Source organism: Nocardioides sp. Z21_20 (genome assembly GCF_059766585.1).
In genome coordinates, this window is record NZ_JCBAJX010000016.1 from 1 (window position 1) to 26839 (window position 26839).

General features: G+C 70.9%; 22 protein-coding genes and 1 pseudogene. 8 read left to right on the plus strand and 15 right to left on the minus strand.

Annotation, left to right across the window (positions count from 1 at the left end; genetic code table 11):
* Positions 1–845 (minus strand): annotated as a pseudogene (locus tag AC6EH9_RS17920) (transposase family protein); the annotation flags it as partial.
* Here AC6EH9_RS17920 and AC6EH9_RS17925 point away from each other — a divergent pair.
* Entirely contained in the window at positions 793–1434 is a 642-nt protein-coding gene (locus AC6EH9_RS17925) for a site-specific integrase (RefSeq protein ID WP_498425111.1), read from the plus strand. The pseudogene AC6EH9_RS17920 and the gene AC6EH9_RS17925 overlap by 53 nt on opposite strands.
* 80 nt (positions 1435–1514) lie before the next feature.
* The gene (locus AC6EH9_RS17930) at positions 1515–2054 is read left to right on the plus strand and encodes a YaeQ family protein (RefSeq protein ID WP_498425039.1); all 540 of its coding nucleotides are present in this window, start codon (positions 1515–1517) and stop codon (positions 2052–2054) included.
* 190 nt (positions 2055–2244) lie between these two features.
* On the opposite strand, the gene AC6EH9_RS17935 is transcribed toward AC6EH9_RS17930, so the two are convergent.
* Complete coding sequence (locus AC6EH9_RS17935) at positions 2245–2424, minus strand: hypothetical protein (protein WP_498424942.1); 180 nt, start codon at positions 2422–2424, stop codon at positions 2245–2247.
* Between the two features lie 677 nt (positions 2425–3101).
* On the minus strand, positions 3102–3506 hold the full coding sequence (locus tag AC6EH9_RS17940; protein ID WP_498425040.1) for a sensor histidine kinase: 405 nt from the start codon (positions 3504–3506) through the stop codon (positions 3102–3104).
* Positions 3507–3593: 87 nt separating this feature from the next.
* Here AC6EH9_RS17940 and AC6EH9_RS17945 point away from each other — a divergent pair, with 87 nt between their 5' ends.
* On the plus strand, positions 3594–6632 hold the full coding sequence (locus AC6EH9_RS17945) for a hypothetical protein (protein WP_498425041.1): 3039 nt from the start codon (positions 3594–3596) through the stop codon (positions 6630–6632).
* 44 nt (positions 6633–6676) lie between these two features.
* Here the strand turns inward: AC6EH9_RS17945 and AC6EH9_RS17950 are convergent, their stop codons facing one another.
* Entirely contained in the window at positions 6677–7333 is a 657-nt protein-coding gene (locus AC6EH9_RS17950; RefSeq protein ID WP_498425042.1) for a response regulator, read from the minus strand.
* On the minus strand, positions 7330–8472 hold the full coding sequence (locus AC6EH9_RS17955; RefSeq protein WP_498425043.1) for a sensor histidine kinase: 1143 nt from the start codon (positions 8470–8472) through the stop codon (positions 7330–7332). Before AC6EH9_RS17955 ends, AC6EH9_RS17950 begins: the two co-directional genes overlap by 4 nt.
* Before the next feature lie 215 nt (positions 8473–8687).
* On the opposite strand from AC6EH9_RS17955, the gene AC6EH9_RS17960 reads away from it, so the two are divergent.
* The 3 genes from AC6EH9_RS17960 to AC6EH9_RS17970 all read left to right on the plus strand — a co-directional run bounded on the left by AC6EH9_RS17960 (position 8688) and on the right by AC6EH9_RS17970 (position 12716).
* On the plus strand, positions 8688–9587 hold the full coding sequence (locus AC6EH9_RS17960; protein WP_498425044.1) for an ABC transporter ATP-binding protein: 900 nt from the start codon (positions 8688–8690) through the stop codon (positions 9585–9587).
* Entirely contained in the window at positions 9584–10399 is an 816-nt protein-coding gene (locus tag AC6EH9_RS17965; protein WP_498425045.1) for an ABC-2 transporter permease, read from the plus strand. The genes AC6EH9_RS17960 and AC6EH9_RS17965 overlap by 4 nt, the downstream gene beginning before the upstream one ends.
* Positions 10400–10595: 196 nt before the next feature.
* Positions 10596–12716, plus strand: a complete 2121-nt coding sequence (locus tag AC6EH9_RS17970) for a M1 family metallopeptidase (protein ID WP_498425046.1) — start codon at positions 10596–10598, stop codon at positions 12714–12716.
* Between the two features lie 124 nt (positions 12717–12840).
* On the opposite strand, the gene AC6EH9_RS17975 is transcribed toward AC6EH9_RS17970, so the two are convergent.
* From AC6EH9_RS17975 to kdpA, 7 genes are all read right to left on the minus strand, one after another.
* Positions 12841–13530 (minus strand): septum formation family protein, encoded by a 690-nt coding sequence (locus AC6EH9_RS17975; protein WP_498425047.1) that lies wholly within the window; start codon positions 13528–13530, stop codon positions 12841–12843.
* A 272-nt stretch (positions 13531–13802) separates the two neighbouring features.
* Positions 13803–14816: a nitronate monooxygenase gene (locus AC6EH9_RS17980; protein WP_498425048.1), complete on the minus strand. Its 1014-nt coding sequence runs from the start codon at positions 14814–14816 to the stop codon at positions 13803–13805.
* A gap of 22 nt (positions 14817–14838) precedes the next feature.
* Positions 14839–15519 (minus strand): response regulator transcription factor, encoded by a 681-nt coding sequence (locus AC6EH9_RS17985; protein ID WP_498425049.1) that lies wholly within the window; start codon positions 15517–15519, stop codon positions 14839–14841.
* Positions 15516–18011, minus strand: a complete 2496-nt coding sequence (locus AC6EH9_RS17990; RefSeq protein ID WP_498425050.1) for an ATP-binding protein — start codon at positions 18009–18011, stop codon at positions 15516–15518. Before AC6EH9_RS17990 ends, AC6EH9_RS17985 begins: the two co-directional genes overlap by 4 nt.
* A gap of 45 nt (positions 18012–18056) precedes the next feature.
* Complete coding sequence (kdpC, locus tag AC6EH9_RS17995; protein ID WP_498425051.1) at positions 18057–18632, minus strand: potassium-transporting ATPase subunit KdpC; 576 nt, start codon at positions 18630–18632, stop codon at positions 18057–18059.
* 5 nt (positions 18633–18637) lie between these two features.
* On the minus strand, positions 18638–20734 hold the full coding sequence (gene kdpB / locus AC6EH9_RS18000; protein WP_498425052.1) for a potassium-transporting ATPase subunit KdpB: 2097 nt from the start codon (positions 20732–20734) through the stop codon (positions 18638–18640).
* Positions 20731–22389 (minus strand): potassium-transporting ATPase subunit KdpA, encoded by a 1659-nt coding sequence (kdpA, locus tag AC6EH9_RS18005; RefSeq protein WP_498425053.1) that lies wholly within the window; start codon positions 22387–22389, stop codon positions 20731–20733. Before kdpA ends, kdpB begins: the two co-directional genes overlap by 4 nt.
* Before the next feature lie 251 nt (positions 22390–22640).
* On the opposite strand from kdpA, the gene AC6EH9_RS18010 reads away from it, so the two are divergent.
* Positions 22641–23180, plus strand: coding sequence for an HdeD family acid-resistance protein (locus AC6EH9_RS18010; RefSeq protein WP_498425054.1), 540 nt, complete (start codon positions 22641–22643; stop codon positions 23178–23180).
* Here the strand turns inward: AC6EH9_RS18010 and AC6EH9_RS18015 are convergent.
* Positions 23177–23590 (minus strand): hypothetical protein, encoded by a 414-nt coding sequence (locus AC6EH9_RS18015; RefSeq protein ID WP_498425055.1) that lies wholly within the window; start codon positions 23588–23590, stop codon positions 23177–23179. The two genes, AC6EH9_RS18010 and AC6EH9_RS18015, sit on opposite strands and share 4 nt — an antisense overlap.
* Positions 23591–23648: 58 nt before the next feature.
* Positions 23649–25154 (minus strand): cysteine desulfurase family protein, encoded by a 1506-nt coding sequence (locus AC6EH9_RS18020; RefSeq protein ID WP_498425105.1) that lies wholly within the window; start codon positions 25152–25154, stop codon positions 23649–23651.
* Here AC6EH9_RS18020 and AC6EH9_RS18025 point away from each other — a divergent pair.
* On the plus strand, positions 25101–25241 hold the full coding sequence (locus AC6EH9_RS18025) for a hypothetical protein (RefSeq protein ID WP_498425112.1): 141 nt from the start codon (positions 25101–25103) through the stop codon (positions 25239–25241). The two genes, AC6EH9_RS18020 and AC6EH9_RS18025, sit on opposite strands and share 54 nt — an antisense overlap.
* A gap of 37 nt (positions 25242–25278) precedes the next feature.
* On the opposite strand, the gene AC6EH9_RS18030 is transcribed toward AC6EH9_RS18025, so the two are convergent.
* A complete protein-coding gene (locus AC6EH9_RS18030; RefSeq protein ID WP_498425056.1) occupies positions 25279–26793 on the minus strand; it encodes a class I adenylate-forming enzyme family protein in 1515 nt (504 codons plus the stop codon).
* Between the last annotated feature and the right edge of the window lie 46 nt (positions 26794–26839).

Genomic DNA, 26839 nt, shown 5'->3' on the forward strand with positions numbered 1-26839 from the left:
ATCCGCTGGGCATAGACGTCGACAATGAACGCGACGTAGGTGAACCCCGCCCACGTCCTCACATAGGTGAAATCGGTGACCCACGTGCGGTTGGGGGCCGCGGCGGTGAAGTCCCGGTCGAGCAGGTCCCCGGCGCGGGTGCCGTCCTTGGCCGGGATCGTGGTCCGCACTCCCTTGTCACGCCTGACCCCGAACAGGCCCAGCGTGCGCATCGCGCGGTCAACGCTGCCGGCCGAGGCGTCGGGCAGCGCGTTGCGACGCAGGTAGGCGGTCATCTTGCGGCGCCCGTAGAGCCCTTCGGGGCTCAGTTTGCGCACCACGACACCCTCGGCGTCGATCTTGGTGGTCCAGGCGATGTCACGCACCGCGTGGACGACCCGGGCATCGGTGATGGTCCGCGCCGCAACGGCGCGTCCTGAGTACTTCCACGCTCGATAGGTCCGCGCGGCGATCTGGCAGCCCTGCTCGCGCAGGACCCGACAGATCGACTCGACCGCGTGGCCGCGGCTCTCATGGTGTCGACGAAGCCCATGATCAGCGGTTGCGGGGGTCGAGTTCCCGGACGAAGAAAGTTGTAGCCCCGCGGAGAATCTCGACGTCCTCGCGCAGCCGGCGGTTCTCGGCCTTCAGCGCCTTGATCTCAGCCAGCTCCTCGCTGGTCGGGCCCTGGCGGCGGCCACCGTCGATGTCGGCCTGGAGCGCCCAGCGGCGCACCGACTCCTTGCCGACCCGAGCTGCTTGGCCACAGCCGCTGCCGCGGCAGTCAGCGAGGAGTACTCGCCGCGATGGTCATTGACCAGCCGCACCGCTCTGGCCTTCAACTCATCATCGATCTTCTTCGGCATGGTGCTCATCCTCCTGGACTCAAACAGGAGCGGCATCAAACTTGGGGCGCTTCAACTCGGCGAAACCGGCCTGATGGACTCCTCCATCGTCACAATGATGCACGGCGTCCGCGGCTTCTTCCGGTTCGCACACATCGACGGTCTGATCACTACCGACCCGGCCGTCTACGCACGCCTTCCCAAGGTCCAACACGACGAGTCCCGCACCCAGGGACTCGACCGACTCGAACTCATCCGCTTCCTCCAAGTCGCCCAGCCCCTCACGGTGCACCACGGGGCGCTCGCATTCCTCCTCGGCATCAACGCCCTGCGCGCATCCGAAGCCGCCGCGGTACGCATCGAGGACTACGCGGAAACGCTGCGGGAACACCGAGTCCTGCACCTGGTCGGCAAGGGCAACAAGCCCGCCACCATGCCAATCACGATCCCCCACGCACGACCGAGCACTACGACCGTGCCCGCGGAAACCTCGACCGACACGGCGTCCACTTCCTCACCGCCTACGTCGCTGGAGTGTGAACGTCCTGCGTCCCGTGCGCCCAGAAGGATATGTGCCCCTTTCCGAGGGAAGACAAGGCTTTGTCGCTGACACGTCGCGACGTTTCCTCGTTTCCCCCCGGCGATTCAGGCCATTCGACTTCAGGACGCGATGTAGGCCAGCATTGCCCCATGGCAGCCGGCGCGACGATGCACACGTTCGAGATCGAGCTGGCCGACATGGATCGGGGCGTCTACGAGCAGTTCACGCTTCGGGCGGCGCGGCATCCGTCAGAAACCGATGCGTACCTCGTGACGCGTGTGCTCGCCTACTGCCTCGAATACGAAGAGGGCATCGCGTTCAGCGAGGGGATCTCGGCGGCCGCCGACCCGGCGGTGCTCGTGCGCGACCTAAGCGGGAAGCTGCTGGCCTGGATCGAGGTTGGGGCGCCCGAAGCCGCGCGCCTTCACGCGGGCAGCAAGGCTGCTGAGCGCACGACCATCTACACGCACCGCGACCACACCAGGGTGCTGGCGCAGTGGGCGGGCGCGAAAATACATCGCGCAAGCGAGATCGTCCTGCACAACTTTGATCCCGGGTTCATCGATTCCGCCGTGGACGCGATCGAGCGCCGCAACGCGCTCACGCTCTCTGTTACCGAGCGGCAGCTCTACCTCGAACTAAATGGCGTGCACCTTTCGTCGGCGGTCCACGATCATCCGATCAGTTAGTGGCGCGGGCTCCCCTGGCTGGCGGCCCCGCTGTTGCCGAGCAGCACTTCATCGGTGCCAGCAGGGCACGCCCACTCCGCCGCGAAAGCGCTATCGCGCGCTGCCCTCCTAGTACCGCCGACGCCGCTTCAAACGCACATTGTGTACCGCAGCTGCCGGGCAAGGCAGCGGGCGGCATTGGTCGCTTTTGTCAGTCAGGTTCCGTGTTGCGGCTGGCCCCGGGGTCCTCTTCTGGTTCGAACGAGTTGGGTTCACCCATCGTCAGTTCGATGCCCTCCCCGCCACCCTCACCGTCCAGCGGGTCGCGCTCGGCGTCGTCCTGATCTTCGGGCGTCTGGGACTCCGATCCTTCAGCAGGCTGCTTGCTCATAGCTTCACCATCTCCTTTGTGCCTGATAAGACGCTCGCGCCGACCGACCTGCACGTCAAGTCCTACGGCGGAACGACGCACCATTGGCCTAGGCAGGGACTAACAGTGCCGCGAAACCTCCGACCGCCGGCGAGTCGTTCGGAGGGCCTCGCACTGGTTGCCAGTGCGTCCTGTCGCCGCGAGTCGGACGTGCGGATCTGCCGATGAGCGTGCCCTCTGCCAGGCACCCTTCGTCACGCCTTACCGGCAGACACGAACCGGCTCGTTGTCAGAAGCGGGCACGAATACGACGCGCTGTCCCAGCGCCTCGAAGACTGCGCGGTCCGCCGACTCCATCGTCAGCACTCCCGCTTGATGAGGGTCACCCCACTCAGCCGGTGGACCGCTCCCCTCCTGGTTGTAAAGCGGAGGACTGGCGTGCCACCAGCGCCCGTCGATACGGACGTTCTCGACCCCACAGTGCGTGTAAACGCTGATGAACGACGTGGCGCTGGGCTCATCGGTGGACGCTGGTGCCGTCGTCGGCGTGCTGCTGATGCAGCCGGTTGAAAGCACCGCAGAGATGAGCACGGCGGCGTAGCGAATGCAGTGCGTCGGTCTGCCCACGACCTTTCGACGCATCCGCTGCACTGACGGTTCCCGTTCTCTTGACCGACAACGCCGGTATGTTGCGCTCTTTAGCTCCCCGGAACCAGCGCTTCGTCCCAGTGCTCGCGCTCGGCCGGCGGAGAGAGCCGGACGCTCGCGTACAGGTCACGTCCCTCCCCCGCACCTCCATGTCCGCAGCGGGGCACACGCCAGATCTCCGGTAGCGGCAGGCTGGCCCGTACCTCGAATCCTCCGGACTCGCCAGGCCCGGCGGACAGCTCGCCGCCGACGGCCTGCGCCCGGCCTGTCATCCCGGCGATCCCGAAGCCGGCCGATGTCACGATCGAGTCCGGTCGCGCAGGCCCGTGATCGACGACCGCGATCCGCAGCCGGTGGCCGTCCTGGTCGAGTCGGACGGTCGCGTGCTTGGCCATCGAGTGTCGAATGACATTGGTCAACGACTCCTGAATGATCCGATAGGCCGCCTCGGCCATGTGGCACGCAGCTCATGGAGCGTGGCTAGGCTCGTGTCCGACAGGCTGGGTGTTGCTCAGCCCCAGGCACTCTGCTAAGCCGTTCAGATGACGGAGGGCAAGGGTCCGCGGCGAGAAACGGTCGAGCTGCGGGTCCACGGAGTCCACGGCACCTCCCCCGCAGCGATGCTCGGTCTCGACATGGGCGAGGTGCGCCAGGTCGCCGGCGACAACCTGACCGGCGTGTACCGGTCGAGGAGCGGGGAGATTCCCTACCGCACGCTGGAGGGTCTGCCGGTCGCGGTCGAGGCGTACTCCTGGGGCACGCTCAGCTCCGGCGTACGAGGCTTCCTCGGCTGGGTCCAGCGGGCGCTGTGGCTGTTGTTGCTGCCGTTCGCGCTGGCGAATCTGGCGTACTGGGCACGGCTCCAGCTCGCGTCGTGCGGGCGGACGGCGCTGTGGAGCGCTCGACTGACCCGGCTCGGCGGGCTGCTGCTCACGGCGTTCATGGTGTTGATCCCCGCCATGATCGGCGTCGACTTCATCGCGTGGCAGTGCTACCGCGGCGACAGCCCCGGTTGCGAGACGCTGCCCGGCGCACTCGACTGGATGGCCGACCTGTCGGCCACCCAACGCCTCGCCGTCGGCAGCGTGCTTCCGCTCCTCTTCGTCGCGGGGCTGTGGTTCCTCTCCCGACAGTCGCTGCTGCGCTACGAGGAGGTCACGTTCGGCGGCCGGGAGCCGCTGGACCGGACGCTGGTGTTGCGACACCCCAGGCTCTGGAACGGCAAGCTCCGCACGCAGCAGCTGCAGCGGATCCACCTCACCGTGGCCCTGGCGACCGTGGTGGCGTTCTCGGGCGGTCACGTCGTCAGCCACCAAGTGGGCGGTGGGGGCCTGCTCGACGCCACGTTCCTGATCGCGCTCGTTCTGGCCGGACTCGCGACCGGGTGGGCGATGACGCTGCACCCTGACGACGTCGAGTACGACGGCCGTGCTCTGGCGGGACGACGAGCTCGACCGGACGGGTACGCCGGATGGCACCGGCGGGTGCCCGGCGTACTGCTGGGCGCGATGTGCACGGCCGTCGCAGCCCACCTCGGGTTGCTGTGGATGCACTCCGGCGACGTGAACCAGCAGGTCGATTACGTCGGCGACAACACCTGGTTCATCGGCGTCTTCGTCTCCCTCACCGCCGTGCACCTGGCGCTGTTCACCAGCGAACGGATGTCGCCACGGTGGTGCATCGTCACCGTGCTCGTGGTCGTCCTCCTAGCCGCCGGCGCGATGACCAGCCACCTCGGTCACCTCGACGCGCTCCCCGGAGCGGCGACGGCCTGGCGGGTCGCCGGAATCGTGGCTGCCGGGGTGCTCGTCGTCGTCTTGGGGGTCTGGCAGGTCAGGAACGGTCGTAGACACCGGCAGGAGGCCTGGAACGGCGCGGGCGCCTCGGTGATGCTGGCGGCGGCGGCGTGGGTCGCCTTGCTGTTCACGACCGGCATCGTGACTGCCGCGGCGGACTACCTCAACGGCGCGGACCACGGCGTCGACGACCTGGTCTCGCGACTCGGCGACTCCTCGACCTCCATCGCCACCGAGGCGGTCATGCAGTCCGGCGATGGCTCGACCCTCGCGCTGACGGGCGACGTCGTCGTACGCGACGCGGTGATCACGCTCGAGGGAGGGCAACCGGTGATCCGCTCCGGAACCGTGGAGTCAGAGCGGATCTTCGACGTCGACGAAGAGGCGGTGGCCGATCTCGACGGTGTGGCCCTGCAGAAGGGGCGCACCCGACTCGAGGAGGGCGTGCTCATCCTCGACTCCGACAGGTTGCGGATCGAGGACTCCTGCGTGCGGTTGACCGACCAGAGCCCGTGCTCAGCGGAGTCGCGCAGGTTCCTCGTCGGCGGCCTGCTCGAGCTGGCCGACGTCGAACCCGAAGGCGCGACCGGCGGCGAGGCGCGGATCCGCATCGCCAGTGAGGACTCGGTGGAGCTGCGCCCGTCGTCCGCGCCTGCGGTGCCACTCGTCGTACCGCAGGTCCTGATCTGGTCACCGCTGGCGCAGACCGCGTGGCTGGTCGCGATCCTCGGCTGGATGCTGATCGCGGTGTGGTCCTTCCGTCGCAGCCATCCGGCCATCGACGAGCTGGTCGAGCAGGAGATCCCGCCCGGCTACCGGTCCGAGTGTCGCAAGGCTCGCCGTCGCGCGGCGTTCGCCCACCGCGCCGAGCGGCTCCTCGACGTCATCGGTGCGATCACCTCGGTGCTCGCGATCAGCCTCATCGTCGTGTCCGCGGGAGGGAACAAGGCGCCCTGGGAGATCTGGGAGGTCCTCGCTCCCCTAGCCACCCTCGGCATGTACGTCGCCCTCGCGCTCGGCGCCGGGCTGGTGCTGCTGGCCTCACGGGTCCGTACGTCGGAGGGGACGCGCAAGCGGGTCGGGGTGCTGTGGGACCTCACCACCTTCTGGCCACGGGCGGCCCATCCGCTGGCACCGCCCTGCTACGCCGAACGGGTGGTCCACGAACTGCGCACGCGGGTGGACTGGGCGCTGCACTACGACAAGGACGGGACGGACCTCCGGGCCGGCAACCAGGTCGTCCTGTCCGGTCACTCGCAGGGCTCGGTCATCGTCTGCGCCGTGCTCAGCCGGCTCCCCAGCGCCGACCTGAGACGGACTCGGGTGATCACCTATGGCAGCCAGATCCGCGCGCTCTACGGACGGGTCTTTCCTGCGGTCTTCGGTCCAGACCAGATCGGCTACGAACCGACGCCGAGGATGACACGTCTGACCTGCGCCTGGCCGGACGCGCCGGTCACGACCTCCGACGCTTCGTCCCCGCCCTGGGAAGCAAAGCCGGAGAGCCTCGCGGGCCGCCTGCACACCGCCGGCGGTGCCTGGGTGAACCTGTTCCGCCGCTCCGATCCCCTCGGCTTCCGGGTCTTCAGCGATGTGGACCGGCCGCCCGACACCTATGTCCGCGAAGTGCCCGACGTGATCGTCGGAGATGCCGGACCGACGGTGAACACCCACAGCGGCTATCAGCACACACTCGCCTACCGCGAGGTCGTCGCGGCATGGACCGGAGAGCCCGTCCAGACCGACCCCGTCGAGACCACGCGCATTCCGCCTCTGCCAGTCTGAGCAGTCAGCTTCGTTTGGTGCTACCAGCGCTGAGCCACCGGGCTCTACTCCCGGACCCGGCCGGTCTCATACCCCCACATCGCGACCTCCACCCGGTTACGGGCGCCGAGCTTGGCCATGAGGCTGCCGATGTGGGTCTTCACCGTGCTGAGGCTGATGTGGAGCTCGGCGGCGATCTCGGCGTTCGTGCGACCCCGCGCGATGGTGAGCAGCACCTGCTCCTCACGTTCGGTGAGCGGGTCCAGGGGCTGGGCGGGAGGAGCTGCCCGACCCGTGCCCGCGAACGTCGACAGCAACCGGCGGGTGATGCTGGGCGAGATCAGCGTGTCGCCTCGGGTGGCCGCCCGGATCGCCTCACCGAGCAGCTCGGGTCCGGCGTCCTTCAGCAGGAAGCCGGTGGCCCCGGCCGACAGCGCGCCGTGCACGTACTCGTCCAGGTCGAAGGTGGTGATCACGACGACCGCGACCGGGTCCTGGACGCCCGGCCCGGCCAGCAGGCGGGTCGCCTCGACCCCGTCGAGGACGGGCATCCGGATGTCCATCAGGCACACGTCGGGACGGAGCTCGCGGGCCAGTCGCACCGCCTCCTGCCCGTCGCGTGCCTCTCCCACGACCTCGATGCCGTCCAGGGTGCCGAGGATCAGTCGCAGTCCGGTCCGCACGAGATCCTGGTCGTCGGCGACCAGCACCCGGATGCTCACGCCGACACCTGCCGCGGCAGTGTCGCGCTGACGGCCCAGCCGCGACCGGGGCAGGGACCTGCCCGGCACGCGCCACCCAGGAGCAGTGCGCGTTCCACCATCCCGGTCAGCCCGAACCCCGCTTCCGGGGCGGGGTCGGCTGCGCCCGGATCACCGTCGTCACGGACGACGAGGCTGACCGTCGACTCGTCGCCGACGATGCGCACGTCGATCAGGCTGGCGTTCCGGGCATGCCGCAGGGCATTGGTGACCGCCTCCTGGGCGATCCGGAAGACGGCGGCGTCGATCGCCGCCGGGAGGACGAGGTCGCCCGTGACCCTGACCTCCACCCGCGCCCCGGCAGGCGAGGTCCCGGACAGCCGCTCGAGGTCGGCGACACCGGGCTGCGGGGCGTAGTCGGCGGGCGCCTCGTTGCGCAGTACCCGGACCATCGCCCGCATCTCCGCGAGCGTGCGCGACGCCTCCACCTCGATCACCTCCAGTGCCTCGAGCGGCGACGACGGGCTGGTCGCCGCCAGGGCGCGCCCTGCCTGGGCCTGGACGGCGATGGCAGAGACGTGGTGGGCCACCGTGTCGTGCAACTCGCGCGCCAACAGGACCCGCTCCTCAGCCTTCACCTGCTCGAGCCCCCTTTCCCGGGCGCCGTGCTGCGAACGCACGGCCCAGCCCAGGGCGAACGCGCACATCAGGACCGCGACCCCGCCGATCGCGTCGGCCGTCCCGGTCCAGTTGGTGAAGAGCGCCATGGTGGCCGTGGCCAGGATGAGCGCCATTCCCGCCGCCGCCTCTCGGCCGGACCCCCACCGGAAGAGTGAGTAGGGCAGCAGCAGGAGGTAGACCATCGTGTTCATGTCGAGCGCCGGTGCATCAACCGCCATCAGCGCGATGTCGACGACCGCGGTCACGCCGAAGGCGGTCGCGACCACTGCGAGCGGGTGGGTACGCCTCCATAGCAGCAGCGGCGCCAGCCCGACCGCCATCACCACCGACAGCCCTCGGAGCGGCAGGTCCTCACGCAGGACACCCTCCAGTACCCCGGAGACCGTCACGACCGCCAGCAGCGCCCAGTCCCGCCATACCCGGACGGGTGGGGCCGAGGGCCGAGGTTCCTCCAGCAGGGACCGCAGTGGATTGCTCACCCCCTCAGCGTAGGGAAACAGCGCCGCCCCGGGACCGGCCGAAAGTCTGACCCGGCCCCCCGCCCCCCGGCCGAAGGCATGACGGGCTCGGAGCCTCACGGCCGATGCCCGGCGGGCAAGAGCGCCGTCACGGTGGAGTCAGGTCCTGCGCACCCGGTGCAGGCCGACACAGGAGGCCACCATGTCCAGCGCACCCGAACGCGAGGGTTGAGCCGATGATCACTGTCGAGTCCCTGACCCGGAGGTATGGCGGCTTCACCGCCGTCGACGACGTCTCCTTCACCGCCCAGCACGGCCGCGTGACCGGGTTCCTCGGTCCCAACGGCGCCGGCAAGTCCACCGCGATGCGCGTGATGGTCGGTCTGACCGTCCCGACCTCGGGCTCCGCGACCATCAACGGAGAACGCTTCGCCGACCTCCCCAACCCCGGCCTGCAGGTGGGCGTCCTGCTGGACGCCTCCGCGCAGCACGCCGGTCGCACCGGCCGCGAGATCCTCGCGGTCGCCGCCGCCACGATGGGCCTGCCCGGCTCTCGCGTCGACGAGATGCTGGAGCTGGTGAGCCTGACCCCCGCCGAGGCCAAGCGCCGGGTGCGCAACTACTCGCTCGGCATGCGCCAGCGGCTCGGTATCGCCACGGCACTCCTCGGAGACCCCGAGGTGCTGATCCTCGACGAGCCCGCCAACGGACTCGACCCCGCCGGGATCCGGTGGATGCGCGACCTGCTGACGGGCTTCGCCAGCCGGGGCGGCACGGTGCTGCTGTCCTCACACCTGCTCCACGAGATCGAGGTCATCGCCGATGACCTGGTCGTCATCGGCAACAGCAAGATCGTCGCGTCCGGCAGTAAGGAAGAGCTCCTCGCCGCGGCCGGGACGCTCGCCCGCTCGACGTCACCGCGCGACCTCGCTCACGCGCTCGAGCAGGCCGGGATCCCCACCACGCTCGCCGGGGACGGCTCGGTCCGCACCGATGCCGACCCCGCCCGGGTCGGGGCCGTGGCCCTGACCGCCGGCATCGCCCTCACCGAGCTCCGCAGCGCCGAGGGCGCCGGGCTCGAAGACATGTTCCTGTCGCTCACTGCCGACAGCCAACGCGAAGGAGTTGCGCCATGACCGCCACGATCGTCCCGCCGGCCACCACCACCGAGGCCGCACCGGTCCGCCGGACCGCCCGTCCCATCCCGACCACTCGGCTAGTCAAGGTCGAGCTGCGCAAGATGTTCAACACCCGCTCGGGATTCTGGATGCTCCTCAGCATCGGCGTCCTGTCGGTCATCGCGACCGGGGCGGTGATCATCTTCGCTCCCGACAGCGCCGTCACCTACGAGAGCTTCGCGACCGCGATCGGCTTCCCCATGTCGGTGATCCTGCCGATGATCGCGATCCTGGCCGTCACCAGTGAGTGGAGCCAGCGCAGTGGTCTCACCACGTTCGCCCTGGTGCCGAGCCGCGGACGGGTGATCGGCGCCAAGGCGGTCGCGGCCGTCCTGGTGGGCCTCGGCTCGATGGCCGTCGCCTTCGCGGTGGGCGCCGTCGGCAACCTGGCCGGCTCTGCGCTCGCCGGCGTCGACACCGTCTGGGACGTGTCGCTGTCCACCGCACCCCAGATTGTGCTCGGCAACCTGGTCGGGATGGCGATCGGCTTCACGCTCGGCGTGGTGCTGAGGGCCTCGGCCGCGGCGATCGTCGGGTATTTCGTGGTCTCGCTCGTGCTGCCCGGCATCCTGGCGCTGCTCGCGTCGGTGCGGGAATGGTTCCTGGACCTGCAGCCGTGGATCGACTGGAACTACACGCAGGTGGAACTCTTCGAGGGCGCCACGAACACCGGCGAGGAGTGGGCGATGCTCGGCTCGACCACGATGATCTGGATTGTTGTTCCCCTCATCGTCGGGCTGCTCTCCCTGCGCCGTTCCGAGGTCAAGTAGTCACGCACCTGCCTACCGCATTTGCCGGATTGACCTAGGCACGCAAGCAGGCGTTCCGTGGAAAGGCTGGGGGGTTGGGCCCACGCGGTTCAGCTCCGGTGGACGCCGAGGAGTGGAGCTGGACATGCCCGTCAACCCGCATCTGGCCGGCAGGCCATCGCCCATTCATCGGCGCTGCGTCGCTGTGATCGCGGCGATGGCCGTCTTCGCAGCGACCGCCTTCGCCGTCGCACCCGCGACGGCGGGTCCCCAGGGCGGTGACGACGGATCCGGCAGCCCAGGCGCCGCCGGATCCGGAGATCCGTACTTCCCGCTCGACGGGAACGGTGGCTACGACGTCAAGCACTACGACCTGCGCCTGGCCTACCGACCCAGCAGCGACGTCCTCGCGGGCGTCGCCACCTTCCGTGCTCGAGCGACCCAGGACCTCTCCCGCTTCAACCTCGACCTCGTCGGACTGCACATCCAGAGCCTGCGCGTCGACGGCAAACGAGCCGGCTGGTCCCGCGACGAGCACGAGCTGCGCATCACCCCGGCCTCCGACCTGAGGCACGGCGAGAGGTTCGTGGTGCGCATCGAGTACTCCGGGGTGCCCCAGCCCTTCGACGAGCCCGGACTCGGGCTCTCCGGCTTCTTCGCCACCGACGACGGGTTCATCGTGGCGGGGCAGCCGCACGGCGCAGCAGGGTGGTTCCCGGTCAACGACCACCCGAGCGACCGCGCGGCCTACACCTTCCACGTCACGGTGCCGGAAGGGCTCGAAGCCGTCGCCAACGGCCGCTTGGTCGACCGCGACCGACACCACAGGTGGACGACCTGGACCTGGGACGCACCCGACCCGATGGCGAGCTACCTGGTGACCGTCGACGTCGGACAGTTCGACCTCGACGGCTACGTCGAGGACGGCATCCGCTACCTCGACGCCGTCGACCCGGACCTCTACACCCCGACCACACCGACAACCGGCAGCCGGCTGGCGATCTCCCAAGCGGCGGACTCGGCGTACAAGCGCCTTGCCCGGACCGTGACCGTCCCCGCCGCCGGCGGCACCCTGAGCTTCGTCGCGCACCGGCAGACCGAGCCCACCTGGGACTTCTTCCTGGTCGAGGCGCGCCCGGTGAGCAGTACCGCGTGGACGACCCTCGCCGACGAGACCGGCCACACCACGCAGGACACCGGCGCCGACTGCGTCGGCCTGGTCGCCCTGCACCCGTTCCTGGGCGAGCACTACCTGACCGCCGACGAGGAGACGGGGACCTGCGCCACGACCGGCCCGACCGGCGAGTGGAACGCCGCGAGCGGCATGTCGTTCGGCCCCGAGGAGTGGGAGGTGGACCTCTCCCGGTTCGCCGGACAGCAGATCGAGCTCTCCTTGACCTACCTCGGTGACAGCGCCGTCAGCCTCGGCGGTGTCACCGTCGACGACGTCGAGACCTCGTGGGGCGAGGGCGCCACCTCGTTCGAGACCGGACTCGACGGATGGACGGTCCCGGGCCCGCCCGCGGGCAGCCCGGGCAACGAGAACGACTGGATCGTGGGCACCCAGGCCGAAGCGCCCGGCCCGATCGGGGACGTCATCGACGCCTCGCTGGCGCGACAGCCGGAGATCATCGACTTCCTGTCCGGCTACTTCGGTCCGTACCCATGGCGCGACGCCGGAGCGATCGTGGACGACATCCAGGGCCTCGGGTTCGCCCTCGAGACCCAGACCCGACCCATCTACGCCTTCGACTTCTTCACCGACGCCGTCTCCGGCGACGCGGTCGTCGTCCACGAGCTCGCACACCAGTGGTACGGAGACAGCCTCACCCTTCGCCGCTGGCGCGACATCTGGCTCAACGAGGGCTTCGCCACGTACGCCGAGTGGTTGTGGTCCGAGGGCGAGGGGCTCGGCACCGCGCAGGAGACCTTCGACTTCTTCTACAACGACTTCATCCCGCCCGAGGACCCCGGGTGGCAGATCGCCATCGGGGACCCGGGAGCCGACCAGATCTTCGAGTTCCCGGTCTACTTCCGAGGCGCCATGACGCTACACCAGCTGCGACTGGCAGTCGGGGACGAGGACTTCTTCCGCATCCTGCGAGCCTGGGCAGGGTCGCAGCGCGGTGAGCTCGTCCGGACCGAGACGTTCATCCGTCTCGCTGAGCGGATCTCGGGCGAGCAGCTGGACGACCTATTCGAAGCCTGGTTGTACACCCCGGGCCGCCCCGCCCTGCCGGACGCCGCCGTGACCGAGCGTAAGGGGAACGGCGGTGTGCCACCGGCCGCGCGGGCGACGCTACGGATCGCGCAGGCGGAGGTCGGCGAACGACGCTGAACTGAGCAGGTTCGCGCTCGGCGCGCGAGTAGCCGCTTGCCGCCGTCGATCTTCTTGGGGGAAGCAAAGTAGTTCGCCGACTCCCGGCCAGACCGTCGGCTAACTCCGCGGCGCTCGTATGCCCCTACTGCTTGGAGCCTTCGATCGAGGCGGTGACGGGTTCGGGGGCGACGAGGATGCAGACGACGCCGCTGTCCTCGCTGAAGGACAGCTCGTTGCCCGGGGAGAAGTACAGCACCTCCAAGGATGACGTGTGCTCCGGGATGCCGACGTAGCCGGAGAACCGTTCCAGGCATCCAGCTGCACTGATCTGGTCCACTTCCTCCCGGGTCGTCCACTGGCCATCGAGATCGAAGTTGGCGTACACCTCGGCATCGTGTGGCTCGGAACACGGGAGGATGGGAACAGTCAGTTGCTCGTCACCGTTTGCTACGGGTGCGGGGAGGCAGTCGCCGACGCGCAAGCCGGTGATCGTGGTTCGGCCGCCGTCGGTGACCCGCCCGTCATCGTCACGCTCGGCGCCTGCGACAAGGAGCAGCGTGCCGACAATGATGCCGACGAACACCCAGGCGCCCACGACGCACAGGGCGGCCACGGCCATGCCCTTGCCGTGATCGCGGCCGTCCCTTGACCGCGAAATGACCTGAGCCGCGAGGATCACGGCGATGATCCAGGTGATGACGGAGGGGAAGCATGCCAGTCCCAGGGCCCAGCCTGCCCGCGTCTTCGACGGCCTATCCTGGTTGCCGCTCGGCGGGGGCGCGTAGCTCGGGAAGGGCGAAACCGGATAGGGCTCGTAGGGAGGGTGGCTCACTGCCCTAACAGTAGGTAGTGCACCACGGTAGCGTTTGTGTTTTCCAAGTAAGCCTGCCTGTGAGTGTGCGGCTCTTCCCGTGACCCCGCCTGCCGCTCGGCACATCCGTCGTAGAGGCGAACCAGTCGATTCTTCCTCCGCCAGCGTCCCGGCATGCCGTGGGGCGGATGCGGGTCGGGCTGATCTCCCGAGCTGCGGGGCATGCGGCGCAGCCATTCCGCCCTTCACCTGCCAGCCGGCGCCGCGCTTCCGTGCCCCATTAGCGACGCCAACTATGGGGTCAGCAACCGGATGATCTCCCGTGCCGGAGCCCCGCGGATGCCGGTGTACCCGGTCCCCGCCCACAGGTGGGCCGCCTGAGCGTCGCCGGCCGCCAGAGCCGCCGCGCGCAGTGGTGCGGTGAGGTGGTGCAGGTGCGGGTAGCCGGCCGGTGCGTCGCGGTGCTCGCGCATGAACCGGTTGCTCAGGCCCCTGGCCCATCGGCCGGTGAAGGCGCGGGTCGGCTCGGTGTGGGTGAACGTCGGGTCGACCAGGGCTGCGCGATGGACCGGATGGGTGCCCGCTTCGTCGGCCAGCAACAAGGCCGTGCCCACCTGGGCGGCCACCGCACCGCGTCGCCTCACCACCTCGACGTCCGACGCATCGCTGAGCCCACCCGCCGCCACCACCGGGGCGTCCACTTGAGGAACGATGGCGGCCAGCAGCTCCACGAGGTCGGTGCGGGCGTCCGGCTCGGCCTCGAGGTCCCAGACGCCTCGGTGCCCGCCCGCCTCCGGCCCCTGGACGCAGAGAGCGTCAGCACCGCGCTGCACCGCTGCACGCGCCTCCGCGACCGTCGTCACGGTGACGGTCGAGTGAATCCCCCGCTCAGCCAAGCGCCCAAACACCTGGACGCTCGGGCAGCCGAAGGTGAACGAGACCGCGTCGGGGCGCAGGTCCAGCACCAGCCCCAGCTTCGCGTCCCACCCGTCGTCGTCCCAGCGCGGGTCGCCCAGACTCACCCCGCGCCGGGCGGCCTCGGGCAGCAACGAACGACGGTACGCGTCCAGCGCGTCGGGAAGCGCGTCGTACGGCTCGACGACGAACAGGTTGAGGCCGACCGGTCCTGACGTCGCCCGGCGCATCTCCTCGACCTCGGACGCCACCTTGGCGGCCGGCTTGTAGCCCGCGGCCAGATACCCCAGACCACCGGCCTCACAGACCTCGGCGGCGAGCGCCGGTCCCGAGGCTCCTCCGGCCATCGGCGCGCCCACGACGGGGACCCGCAGGTCCCGAGGGTCGAACATGGCCCCAGGCTAGCCCCGCCGCTCAGGCGTGCGGAGCGAAGCGGTAGCCCATCCCGGGCTCGGTCACGAACAGGGTGGGCCGGGCCAGATCGGGCTCGAGCTTGCGCCGGATGCTGGCGATGTGGACGCGCAGGTAGTTGGTCTGCCGCTCGAAGCTGGGGCCCCACACCGCCTGCAGCAGCTCGCCCTGACGCACCAGGCGTCCGCGTCGGCGCACCAGGTGCTCCACGATCTTCCACTCGGTCGGGGTGAGGTGGATCTCCGCGCCGTCGCGCGCCGCCCGCGAGTCGCCGATGTCGAGGACCAGGTCCCCCACCTGGACGCACAGCGCCGGCTCCTCACCGCCCGAGCGTCGGGTGACGGCCCGGATCCGGGCCAGCAGCTCCTCTATCGAGAACGGCTTGGTGATGAAGTCGTCGGCGCCGAGGTCGAGCGCCTCCACCTTGTCGTCGGAGCCGGTGCGCGCCGAGACCACGATCACCGGCACCTGCGTGAACGCGCGAAGCCGGCGCAGGACCGTGATGCCGTCGAGGTCCGGCAGCCCGAGGTCGAGCAGGATGACGTCAGGCATCCGCTCGTCGACGATCTGGAGCGCCGAGCGCCCGTCGCCGGCCGTCTCCACGTCGTAGTCGCGCGCCCGCAGGTTGATCGAGAGCGTGCGGAGGATGGCCGGGTCGTCGTCGACCACCAGCGCGATCGTCATGGCTGTTCCCTGTCTGCTGTCTGGAGCTCGACGACGAAGGTGAGCCCTCCGCCGGGTGTCTCCTCGGTGCTGATGGTGCCGCCCATCGCCTCGACGAAGCCACGGGCCACGGCGAGTCCCAGACCCACGCCGTCCTGGTTCGGCACGTCGCCGAGCCGCTGGAAGGGCGCGAACAGCCGGGTGTGGTCCCGGTCGCGGACCCCGGGGCCGCTGTCCGCGACCCGCAGGGTGACCACCGCGGCGCCCCGGGCGGAGTCGACCCGGATCCGCGCCGTGCGGGGTGTGTACTTCAGGGCGTTCTCGCACACGTTGGCCACGACCCGGTCGAGCAGGCCGGGGTCGGCCAGGACGTCGGTCTCCTCGTCGATGTCGACCTCGATCCGGTCGCCCCCGTCCAGCGCGCGGATCGCGTTGCACGCCACCGAGGCCAACGGCACGGCCGTCAGCGAGACCTGCAGGGTGCCGGTGTTGATCCGGCTCATGTCCAGCAGGTTCGCCACCAACGCGGTCAGCCGGTCGGTGGACTCCTCGATGGTCTCCAGCAGATCCGCCTCGTCCTGCGCCGACCACACCACCTCGGCGCTGCGCAGGCTCGACACGGCGGCCTTGACGGCGGCCAGCGGCGAGCGCAGATCGTGCGAGACCGCCGCCAGCAGGGCGGTCCGGGTCCGGTCCGTCTCGGCGAGCCGGTGCCGCTCGATCTCGGCGGCGCCCGCGCGGCGCCGTTCGTCCATCACCTTGGCGTAGGCGGCGTAGGCGTGCAGCAGGCCGCGGTCGGTGGCGGAGAGCGGGGTGCCCTCGAGGACCAGGGTGGTCCGCTCGTCGACCGCCGCGGCCAGGTCGGCGCGCTGGGAGGAGGTGGAGGCCGTGCCGTGGCTGGCGACCACCTCCTCAACGCCGTTCTCGGCGCGCCGCAGCACCGAGGCCCCGCGGGCGCCGAACACCTCGCACGCCGAGGCGAGCAGCCCCTCCAGGTCGTCGCTGGCGTTGAGCAGGCTGTGCGACAGCACGGTGAGCGCGTCGGCCTCCGCACGCGCCTTCGTCGCCTGGGCGGTACGCCGCGCCGCGGTGTCGACGACGGTCGCCACCGCGATGCCCACCACGACGAAGAGCACGATCGCGAACCCGTTCTCCGCGTCGTCGATGCTCATCGTGCGCAGCGGAGGCGTGAAGAGCAGGTTCAGCAGCAGCCCGCTGCCCAGCGCCGAGACCACCGCCGGCAGCAGTCCGCCGATCAGCGCGGTGGCCACCACCACCACCATCAGCGCCATCGCCTCGGTGGGCAGGCCGTGCAGGTCCTCGGTCCAGATCAGCAGCAGGCTGACCAGGATCGGCGCCAGCACCCCGAAGGCGAACCCCAGCCCACGACGGCCCGGGCTCAGGGCCTCGGGCGGGCGCCACCGGGTGCCGGCGCGCGCGTAGTCGTGGGTGACGATGTGGATGTCGATGTCCCCCGCACCGGCGATCACCCGCTCCCCGACGCCCGGGCGCAGCAGCGTCGAGAGCCGTCCGCGGCGACTCGCGCCGACGATGAGCTGGGTGGCGTTCTCGGCGCGGGCGAAGTCGAGGATCGCCTCGGCCGGGTCGTCGCCCACGACGGTGTGCAGCGTGCCCCCCAATTCCTCGGCCTTGCCCCGCAGCCGGCCCAGCTCGTCGGGCGACACCGTCGTCAGGCCGTCGTTGCGGGTCACGTACAGGGCCCGCCACTGGGTGCCCGAGCCACGTGAGGCGATCCGCGCTGCGCGCCTCATCAGCGTCGCCGACTCGGGTCCGCCGGTGACCGGCACGACCAGCCGCTCGCGGGCCGCCCAGCTGCTGTCGATGCGATGCTCGCTGCGGTAGCGGTCCAGGCCCTCCTCGACCCGGTCGGCCAGCCAGAGCAGCGCCAGCTCGCGCAGCGCCGTCAGGTTCCCCTCCCGGAAGTACTGCGCCTGGGCCGCGTCCACCTTGTCCGCGGAGTAGATGTTGCCGTGCGCCATCCGCCGCCGCAGTGCCTGCGGACTCATGTCGACCAGCTCGATCTGGTCGGCGGAGCGGACCACCCGGTCCGGGACCGTCTCGCGCTGGCGCACCCCGGTGATGGCCTCGGTGACGTCGTTGAGGGACTCCAGGTGCTGGATGTTGACGGTGGTGACCACCTCGATCCCCGCGTCACGGAGGGCCTCGACGTCCTGCCAGCGCTTCTCGAAGGTGCTGCCCGGGACGTTGCTGTGCGCCAGCTCGTCCACGAGCACCACCGCGGGGTCGCGCGCCAGCACGGCCTCCAGGTCCATCTCCTCCTGGCAGGTGCCCCGGTAGGAGATCCGGCGCCGGGGCACCACCTCGAGGCCGACGAGCTGCTCCTCGGTGTGCACCCGGCCATGGGTCTCGACGTAGCCGACCACGACGTCGCGCCCGCGCTGGAGCCTGCGCTGACCCTCGTCGAGCATGGCGAAGGTCTTGCCGACGCCGGGGGCGGCGCCGAGGTAGACCCGCAGCCTCCCGCGTTCCATGCGGACAGTCTCCACGCCGGTCTCCGCCACGCCGCCCCCGCCTCCCTAGGAGGTCCGCCGGTGCACGGCCAGGTTCAGGTCGAGCACGTTGACCCCGGCCTCGCCGAGGAAGCCCAGCACCCGCTCGGCGGTGCTGTCCGCGATGAGCTCGCGCAGGGTCTCCTCGCTCACCCCGGTCGCGCGCGCGACCCGCGGCACCTGCAGGGCGGCGTACTCCGGGGAGATGTGCGGGTCGAGGCCGGAGCCGGAGGCGGTCAGGGCGTCCGGGGGCACCTCGGACTCCTCGACGGACTCCGTCTGCGCGACCGTGGTGCGTCGCTCCTCGATCAGCGCGAGCAGATCGGGGCTGGAGGGGCCCAGGTTGCTGGGCGCCGAGGCCAGGCTGTCGTAGCCCCCCGCCGAGGGCCGGGAGTGGAACCACGCCTCCCCCTCGAAGCTCTGGCCCAGGAGCCGTGAGCCGACGACCATGCCGTCGTGGTGGACCGGTTGGCCGGTGGCGCGCTCACCCAGGAGCTGACCCACGCCCCAGACCGCGAGGGGGTAGCCGACGCCGAGGACGACGGTGAGCACGAGCAGGGCGCGCAGTCCGGCGAGGGACTGGCGGAGAAGGTCTGTGAGCATGGTGATCAGCCGATCCCGGGGATGGTGGAGACGATGAGGTCGAGGAGCTTGATGCCGAGGAACGGCACCACGACGCCGCCGACACCGAAGACGGTGACGTTGCGCCGCAGGACGCTGGTGGCCGAGGCCGCCCGGAACCGCACCCCGCGCAGGGCGAGCGGGATGAGCGCGACGATGATCAGCGCGTTGAAGATCACCGCGGAGAGGATCGCCGACTGCGGCGTGGCCAGGCCCATCACGTTGAGCGCGTCCAGCGAGGGGTAGGCGGCCGCGAACATAGCCGGGATGATCGCGAAGTACTTCGCGACGTCGTTGGCGATCGAGAAGGTGGTCAGCGCTCCGCGGGTGATCAGCAGCTGCTTGCCGATCTCCACGATGTCGATCAGCTTGGTCGGGTCGGAGTCGAGGTCGACCATGTTGCCGGCCTCCTTGGCGGCGGCGGTGCCGCTGTTCATCGCCACCCCGACGTCGGCCGCGGCCAGCGCGGGCGCGTCGTTGGTGCCGTCGCCGGTCATCGCGACCAGCCGGCCCCCTTGCTGCTCACGGCGGATGTAGCCCAGCTTGTCCTCCGGCGTCGCCTCGGCCAGGAAGTCGTCGACCCCCGCCTCGTCGGCGATCGCGCGGGCCGTGAGGGCGTTGTCGCCGGTGACCATCACCGTGCGGATGCCCATCGCGCGCAGCTCGGCGAACCGCTCGGTCATCCCCTCCTTGACCACGTCCTTGAGGTGGACGACACCGAGCACCCGGGCCGGGCCGTCGTCCCGTACGGCGGAGGGGTCCTTGACCGCGATCACCAGCGGGGTGCCGCCCTGGCGCGAGATCTCCTCGATGCCGTCGAGCACCTCGGTCGGCGGGTTGCCCCCGCCCCAGGCGGCGACCGCCGAGGTCGCGCCCTTGCGGATCTCGGCACCGTCGGCCAGGTCGACACCCGACATCCGGGTCTGGGCGGTGAACTCCACGAAGGCGGCCCCGGCGGGCAGGTCGCGGTCGTCGGCGCCCTGGGCCAGGGCCAGCTCCACGATCGAGCGCCCCTCCGGGGTCTGGTCGGCCAGGCTGGAGAGCCGGGCGGTGTCGCGCAGCTCGGTCTCGCTCACGCCGGGGGCCGGGAGGAACCGGCTCGCGCGGCGGTTGCCGTAGGTGATGGTGCCGGTCTTGTCGAGCAGCAGCGTGCTCACGTCGCCGGCCGCCTCCACGGCCCGCCCCGACATCGCCAGCACGTTGACGCGCACCAGGCGGTCCATGCCGGCGATGCCGATGGCCGAGAGCAGCGCCCCGATGGTGGTGGGGATCAGGCATACCAGCAGCGCGACGAGCACCACCACGTCCTGGGGTGCACCGGCGTACGCCGCCATCGGGGCCAAGGTGGCCACCGCGGCGAGGAACACCAGGGTCAGGCTGATCAGCAGGATCGAGAGGGCGACCTCGTTGGGCGTCCTGCGCCGCGACGTCCCCTCGACCAGCGCGATCATCTTGTCGAGGAAGGTCTCCCCCGCGGCGGCGGTGATCCGGACCACGATCCGGTCGGAGAGCACCTTGGTCCCGCCGGTGACCGCGCTCCGGTCGCCTCCGGCCTCCCGGATCACCGGCGCGGACTCGCCGGTGATCGCGGACTCGTCGACCGAGGCGATGCCCTCCACGATCTCGCCGTCGCCGGGGATCACCTCCCCGGCCTCGACCACCACCCGGTCGCCGACCGCGAGCTGGGTGCCCGGCACCCGGCTCTCGTCGCCCGCCGCATCCAGCCTCCGGGCGATCGTGTCGCTGCGGGCCGCGCGCAGCGAGGCCGCCTGGGCCTTGCCGCGCCCTTCGGCGACCGCCTCGGCGAGGTTGCCGAAGATCACGGTCAGCCACAGCCAGGCGGCCAGGCTGATCACGAAGACGCCCGGGTCGCCGAAGGCGGCCACGGTGGTGATCACCGAGCCGATCCAGACCAGGAACATCACCGGGGAGCGCCACAGGTGGCGCGGGTCGAGCTTGCGCAGCGCCTCGGGGAGCTGTTCGAAACCCTGGGCGGCGAGCGTGCGCAGCGAGAGTCCCGCGGTGGGACGGCGGGCGGGGGGCGGCGCCGGTGCGACCGGCGGGGTGGACGTGATGGTGCTCATGCGAGTGCCTCTGCGATAGGTCCGAGGGAAAGGGCGGGGAAGTAGGTCAGGCCGGTCACGATCACGATCACGCCCACCAGGAGCGCCACGAACATGGGTCGGTGCGTGGGCAGCGTGCCGGCGGTCGCGGGGATCCGCGGCTGCTCGGCCAGCGAGCCGGCCAGCAGCAGGACCAGGACGATCGGGATCAGCCGGCCCAGCAGCATGGCCAGGGCCAGGGTGATCTGGAAGAAGTCCGAGGTGACGGTGAGGCCGCCGAAGGCGCTGCCGTTGTTGTTGGCCGCCGAGGTGTAGGCGTAGAGCACCTCGCTGAACCCGTGCCCGCCCGCGTTGCCCATCGCGTCCACGGTGGAGCCGCGGGCCATCGCGATCCCGGTGCCGACCAGGACCAGGGTGGGCGTGGTCAGGGTGTACAGCGCGACGTAGGTCATCTGCCGCGACCCGATCTTCTTGCCCAGCAGCTCAGGGGTCCGCCCGACCAGGAGGCCGGCGATGAAGACCGTGACGATGGCCATCACCAGGATCCCGTAGATGCCGGAGCCGACGCCGCCGGGCGTGATCTCGCCGAGCATCATGTTGACCAGCACTCCCCCGCCGCCGACGGGCGTGAAGGAGTCGTGCGCGGCGTTCACCGCGCCGGTCGACGTACCGGTGGAGACCATGCCGAACAGGGCCGTGGCCCACTCGCCGAAGCGCGTCTCCTTGCCCTCCATCGCGGCGCCGGCCGCCTGTGCCGCCTGGGAGCGCGCGCCGGACTCGGCAGCCGTGACGAGGGTGAGGGACAGCGCCATCAGGATCCCCATCGCGCCGAGCACGGCCAGCCCCTGGCGGCGGTTGTCCAGCATCGTGCCGAGCGTGCGGGTCAGGCTGATCGGTATGACGAGCATCAGGAAGATCTCGAGCAGGTTGGTGAATCCGTTCGGGTTCTCCATCGGGTGCGCGGAGTTGGCGTTGAAGAAGCCGCCGCCGTTCGTGCCCAACTCCTTGATGGCCTCCTGGCTGGCGACCGGGCCGCCGGTGAGCACCTGGCCGTGGCCCGCGAGCGTGTCCATGCCCGTGTCGGTGAAGGTCTGCACCACTCCCCCGGCCATCAGCAGGACGGCCGCGAGGAACGCCATCGGCAGCAGGATCCGCAGCGTCCCGCGGGTCAGGTCGACCCAGAAGTTGCCCAGGTCCCCGCTGCGGACCCGGACGAACCCTCGGATCAGCGCGACGGCGATCGCCATCCCCACCGCCGCCGACAGGAAGTTCTGTACCGCGAGACCTGCCATCTGGGCCGTGAAGCCCAGCGTCGACTCGCCGCCGTAGGACTGCCAGTTGGTGTTGGCGACGAACGACACCGCGGTGTTGAACGCCATCGAGAGACCCATGCCGTCCAGGTCACGGTCCAGAGGAAGGTGGGACTGACCCATCAGGATCGCCATCAGCGCCAGGACGCCGACCAGGGAGAACCCGACCACGCTCAGCGCGTAGGCCTTGGGGCTCTGCCCCGTCTGCGGGTTCACCCCGCTGAGCCGGTAGACCAGCGCCTCGACGCGTAGGTGGGAGGTGCCCGTATAGACGCGAGCCATGTAGTCGCCCAGCGGCGCGTACACCGCGGCGAGCAGGAGAGCCAGGGCCGCGATCTGCAGCAGCCCGGCGACGGTGTCGGACACTAGAAACGCTCCGGGAGGATCAGGGCCACGAGCAGATAGACCGCTACGCCGACGACCGCCAGGACGAGAAGACCGCTTTCCACATTCATGTCGCCCAGCCAAGACCGTCGCCGGCGAGGCACCCGCGATCTTGACGCCGACTTAACGGCGCTTGACGCGATCTTGTCTGCGCCCTGTTCCGCAGCCGTGTGCGGGAGTAGCGTCCGAACCGGCTGAGCCGTTCGGGCGGGGCCGGGCGAGGGGAGCTGGCGATGGCGGACTCGTTGCTCTCGCGCAGCTGGCAGTACCTGGCGGTGCGGGGCGTGGCCGGCGTGGTCTTCGGGGTGCTGGCGATGGCGGCACCGCTGACCACGGTGATCGCCCTGGCGCTGCTGTGGGGGATCTGGGCCCTCTTCGACGGCGTCGGCGCGCTGGCCCAGGCCTTCCGCTCACACCGGGGCGCGGGGCGATGGACGCTGGTCCTCACCGGCGTGGTGTCCCTGCTGGCCGCGTTCTTCGCGATCGTGCGGCCCGGGCTGTCCGCGGAGGCGCTGACCTGGGTCCTGGGGATCTGGCTGGTGGCGCGCGGGCTCCTGGAGGTCACGCTGGCGGTGGTCGACCGGGTCGAGTCGCGATGGGGGATGATCCTGGGTGGCCTGGTCGACGTCGTGCTCGGCGTGCTGTTCATGGCCAACCCCGGCCTCGGTGCGGTCAGCATCGCGCTGGTGCTGGGCCTGACCGCGCTCGTGTGGGGGGTCGTGCTGTGTGCGCTGGCGTTCTGGGTCTACCGCGCGGCCAGGAGGGTCGGCTAGGGCTCCTCGCCGTGAGCCGCCAGGAGACCGGCCCTGACCAGCATCCGCTCGACCCGTTCCCGTTCGAGGTCCCGTGCCGTACCGGGCCGCAGCGACTCCAGGTGCTGGTCCAGCTCGAGGGCCCGGCAGTCGGCGACCAGGATCTCGTCGTACGCCTCGAGCCAGCCGCGCCTGCGGGCCACCGGCATCCCCGGCGGAGCGTGGCGGAGGGCGTCCCGGAGGCGCTGGGTGTCAGCGGCGAGCCGTTCGACCGGGGGGCCGGGCGGTGGCACGGGCGTCACCGGGCGGCCGTCGAGCCACCGACCGAGACGACGGGCACGTGCGACGTAGACGCTCCAGGAGGGAATCACCCAGAGCGCACCCAGTACGGCGGCGACCAGGCCGACCTTGATCAACAGGCCAACGTCCACCTTTCGATGATCACCCCGGGCACTGGCCCAGACAAGATCCCGCGGGGCCGGTGACCGGTCAGCCCGCGCCGCCGAGGATCTCCGCCACGGCCGAGTCCACGTCCTCGGCCGTCGTCCAGCGGCCCAGCGAGAGACGCACCGCGCTCAGTGCGCGCCGCGGCTCGACGCCCATCGCGCTCAGCACGGGCGAGGGCTCGTGACGGCCGCTGTGACAGGCGGACCCGGTCGACGCCGCGAGGCGCGGCGCGGCCGCGAGGAGCTCGTGCCCGACGACGCCCTCGAGGCTGACGTTGAGCGTGTTGGGCAGGCGCTCGGCCACGGGCCCGTTCAGCCGGACCTCGCCGGGCCAGCGGCTCTGCAGACCTTCCTGCATCCGGTCGCGCAGCGCCGCCAGCCGCTGCGGCCCCCTGGCGGCCACGTCGTCGGCGGCGAGCCTGGCCGCCGCACCGAGGGCGGCGATCAGCGCGACGCTCTCGGTCCCTGCGCGCCGGCCGCCCTCCTGCCCCCCGCCGTACCCGATCGGCTCGAGGTCCAGACCGGCGCGCACGTAGAGCGCCGCGATGCCCTTCGGCGCGTACATCTTGTGGCCCACGACGGTGAGCAGGTCGACGTCGAGGGCGTGCACGTCGAGCGGGATCTTCCCGGCTGCCTGAGCGGCGTCGCAGTGCAGCAGGGCGCCGTGGGCGTGCGCGACGGCCGCCAGCTCCGCGATCGGCTGGAGCGCGCCTGTCTCGTTGTTGGCGGCCATCACCGAGACGACGGTCCGCGCGCCCGCCGTTGTCCGGGACCCGGGGTCGGCGAGCATCCGCTCGAGGAGCGCCGGGTCGACCAGGCCCTGCGGCGTCACCGGCAGCACGCTGACGCGGGTGCCGTGCAGGCGTGCCAGCGCCTCGCCGGCGCCCAGCACCGACGGGTGCTCGGTGGCCTGGGTGACGACGTGCGAGCGGGGCGAGGACGGCGACAGCACGCTGCCCCGCAGCGCGAGCAGGTTCGCCTCAGAACCCGACCCGGTGAAGACGACGTCACCGCCACGCGCACCGTCGCGGCGGGCCCCGAGGAGCCCAGCGACGTCGAGTCGGGCCTGCTCGACGACCCGGAGCGGCTCGCGACCGAACGCGTGCGCGCTCGACGGGTTGCCGAACGCGTGGGTCAGGTAGGGCAACGCGGCCTCGAGCACCCGGGGGTCGACCGGGGTGGTCGCGTTGTAGTCGAGATAGACGGGGCCTGTCCGCAGACCCTCCGGCACGCCCGGCGGCTCGGCGCGCGAGCGATCGACGGGCTTCGTGGCAGGTTCCCGCTGCGGCATCGGCCCAGCGTAGTCGCCGCCTAAGCCCCGTCTCGGCTGTCGCGGAACACCGCCTCCCGGCCTTCGCGGCGGGCCAGGGCCGCCTCCTCGAAGTTGTCGGTAAGCAGCCGCAGATGGAGCTGGCTGGACCACGGCCACCTGTGGCACCTGCCCCACGACCCGGACGGTGCGCGGCACCTTGTAGCCCGAGAGCCGGGACCGCAGGTGGCGCCGGACGTCGTCGACGTCGAGGTCGATGCCCTGGCGCGGCGCGAGCAGGGCGGCGACCTGCTGCCCGAAGCGGGGATCGGGCAACCCCAGCACCAGGGCGTCGAAGCCATGCCGACACCCTGGGCGCGCCTGTGACCCACGTCACCACCGCGCCCTGCGAGACCGGCGCGGCTCAGCCGCCTGCGGCACCCACCGGCCGCTGCTCGCACATCCGCCGCACAGCGGCACGCGACAGCTTGCCGGTGGCCGTCAGCGGCAGGTCGTCGAGGATGACGTAGTCGCTTGGCACCTTGTACGGCGTGAGCCGCTGGCGCACGTGCGCGGCCAGCTCCGCGTCGCTGGGGGGCTCGCCCACCGCGACCACGCAACCGAGGAGCCGCTGGCCCGAGCGGGCGTCGCGCACCCCGACCACGGCGACGTCGGCGACACCGGGATGCTCGCGCAGCGCGGCCTCCACCTCGCGGGGATCGACGTTGAAGCCCGAGACGATGATGGTGTCGTTGGCCCGCCCGGCAATCGCGATTCGTCCCGCGGCGTCGAGCTCGCCGAGGTCGCCGGTGTCGAACCAGCCTCCCGGGAGCAGGTCGTGGCCGGGCCCGTAGGGGCGGGCGACGTGGAAACCGCGGACCTGGACGTGGCCGCGCACGCCCGCGGGCACCGCGCCGCCGAGCTCGTCACAGACCCGCACCTCGGTGTCCGGCAGCGGCACCATCCACGCCAGCCGGCCATCCGGTGCGCGTGGGATCGCCCCCAGCGCGACGGTCCCGCAGGTCTCGGTCATCCCGTAGCCGGTGGCCACCCGCGGAATGCCGAGCTGCTCCGCGAGCCGAGCCATGTCGGGGGCGGACACCTCGGTGCTACCGACGATCGCGACCCGGGTGTGCGGTGCCGGCGTGCCGAGGTCGAGGCCGGCGAGGTCGTGGTAGATCGTGGGCGGCCCGGCGAGCACGGTGATCCGCTCCTCGCGCAGCAGCCTCGTCAGCCGCACCGCGTCGTAGTCGGGCAGCAGCCGGACGGCTGCGCCGGCCATCATCGCCACCAGCAGGATCCCGTTGAACCCGAAGGAGTGCGTCAGCGGCACGGTGGCGAGCCACACGTCGTCGTCGGTGGCGTCGAGCACGCGCGCGACGTGCGCGTAGACCCGCAGCAGCTGCTCGTGGCTCATCGGCACCGCCTTGACCTCACCGGAGGTGCCCGAGCTGCACAGCACGAGCGCCGGGCCCGCGGCGTCGTCCGGCCCGCCCGGGGCTTGGCCGCGCTCAGCGGGCAGGGCTTCGGCGGGCAGGGCGTCGGCGGGCAGGGCGTCGAGCTCCGCGAACGTGACCGCGCCCGCGGGGGGTGCCAGCGACTCGTCGATGAGCACCAGCCGCGGCGCGAGCTCGCCCAGCAGGCGCTGGCGCTCGACGTCCGGCACGCGGTGCCCCAGCGGTACGACGGTCGCCCCGGCCCGCAGCACGCCGAACGCGGCGCTGACCCAGGCGGTGCGGTTGGGGCCCTGGACCACCACCCGATCACCCGCCACGACGCCCCGCTCACCGAGGAACCGGGCGACGGCACGAGCGCGACCGGCCAGCTCGGCGTAGGTCAGCGTGGTCGCGTCGTCGCGCACCGCGATGCTGTCGGGATGCGTGCGCGCGCGCAGCTCGCACAGCTCACTCAGCGTGCGGACCTCACCCTGGGTGATCATGCTCCGCATCAAAGCAAAGTGATCTGCTGCTTGCCCAGGTCCTCCC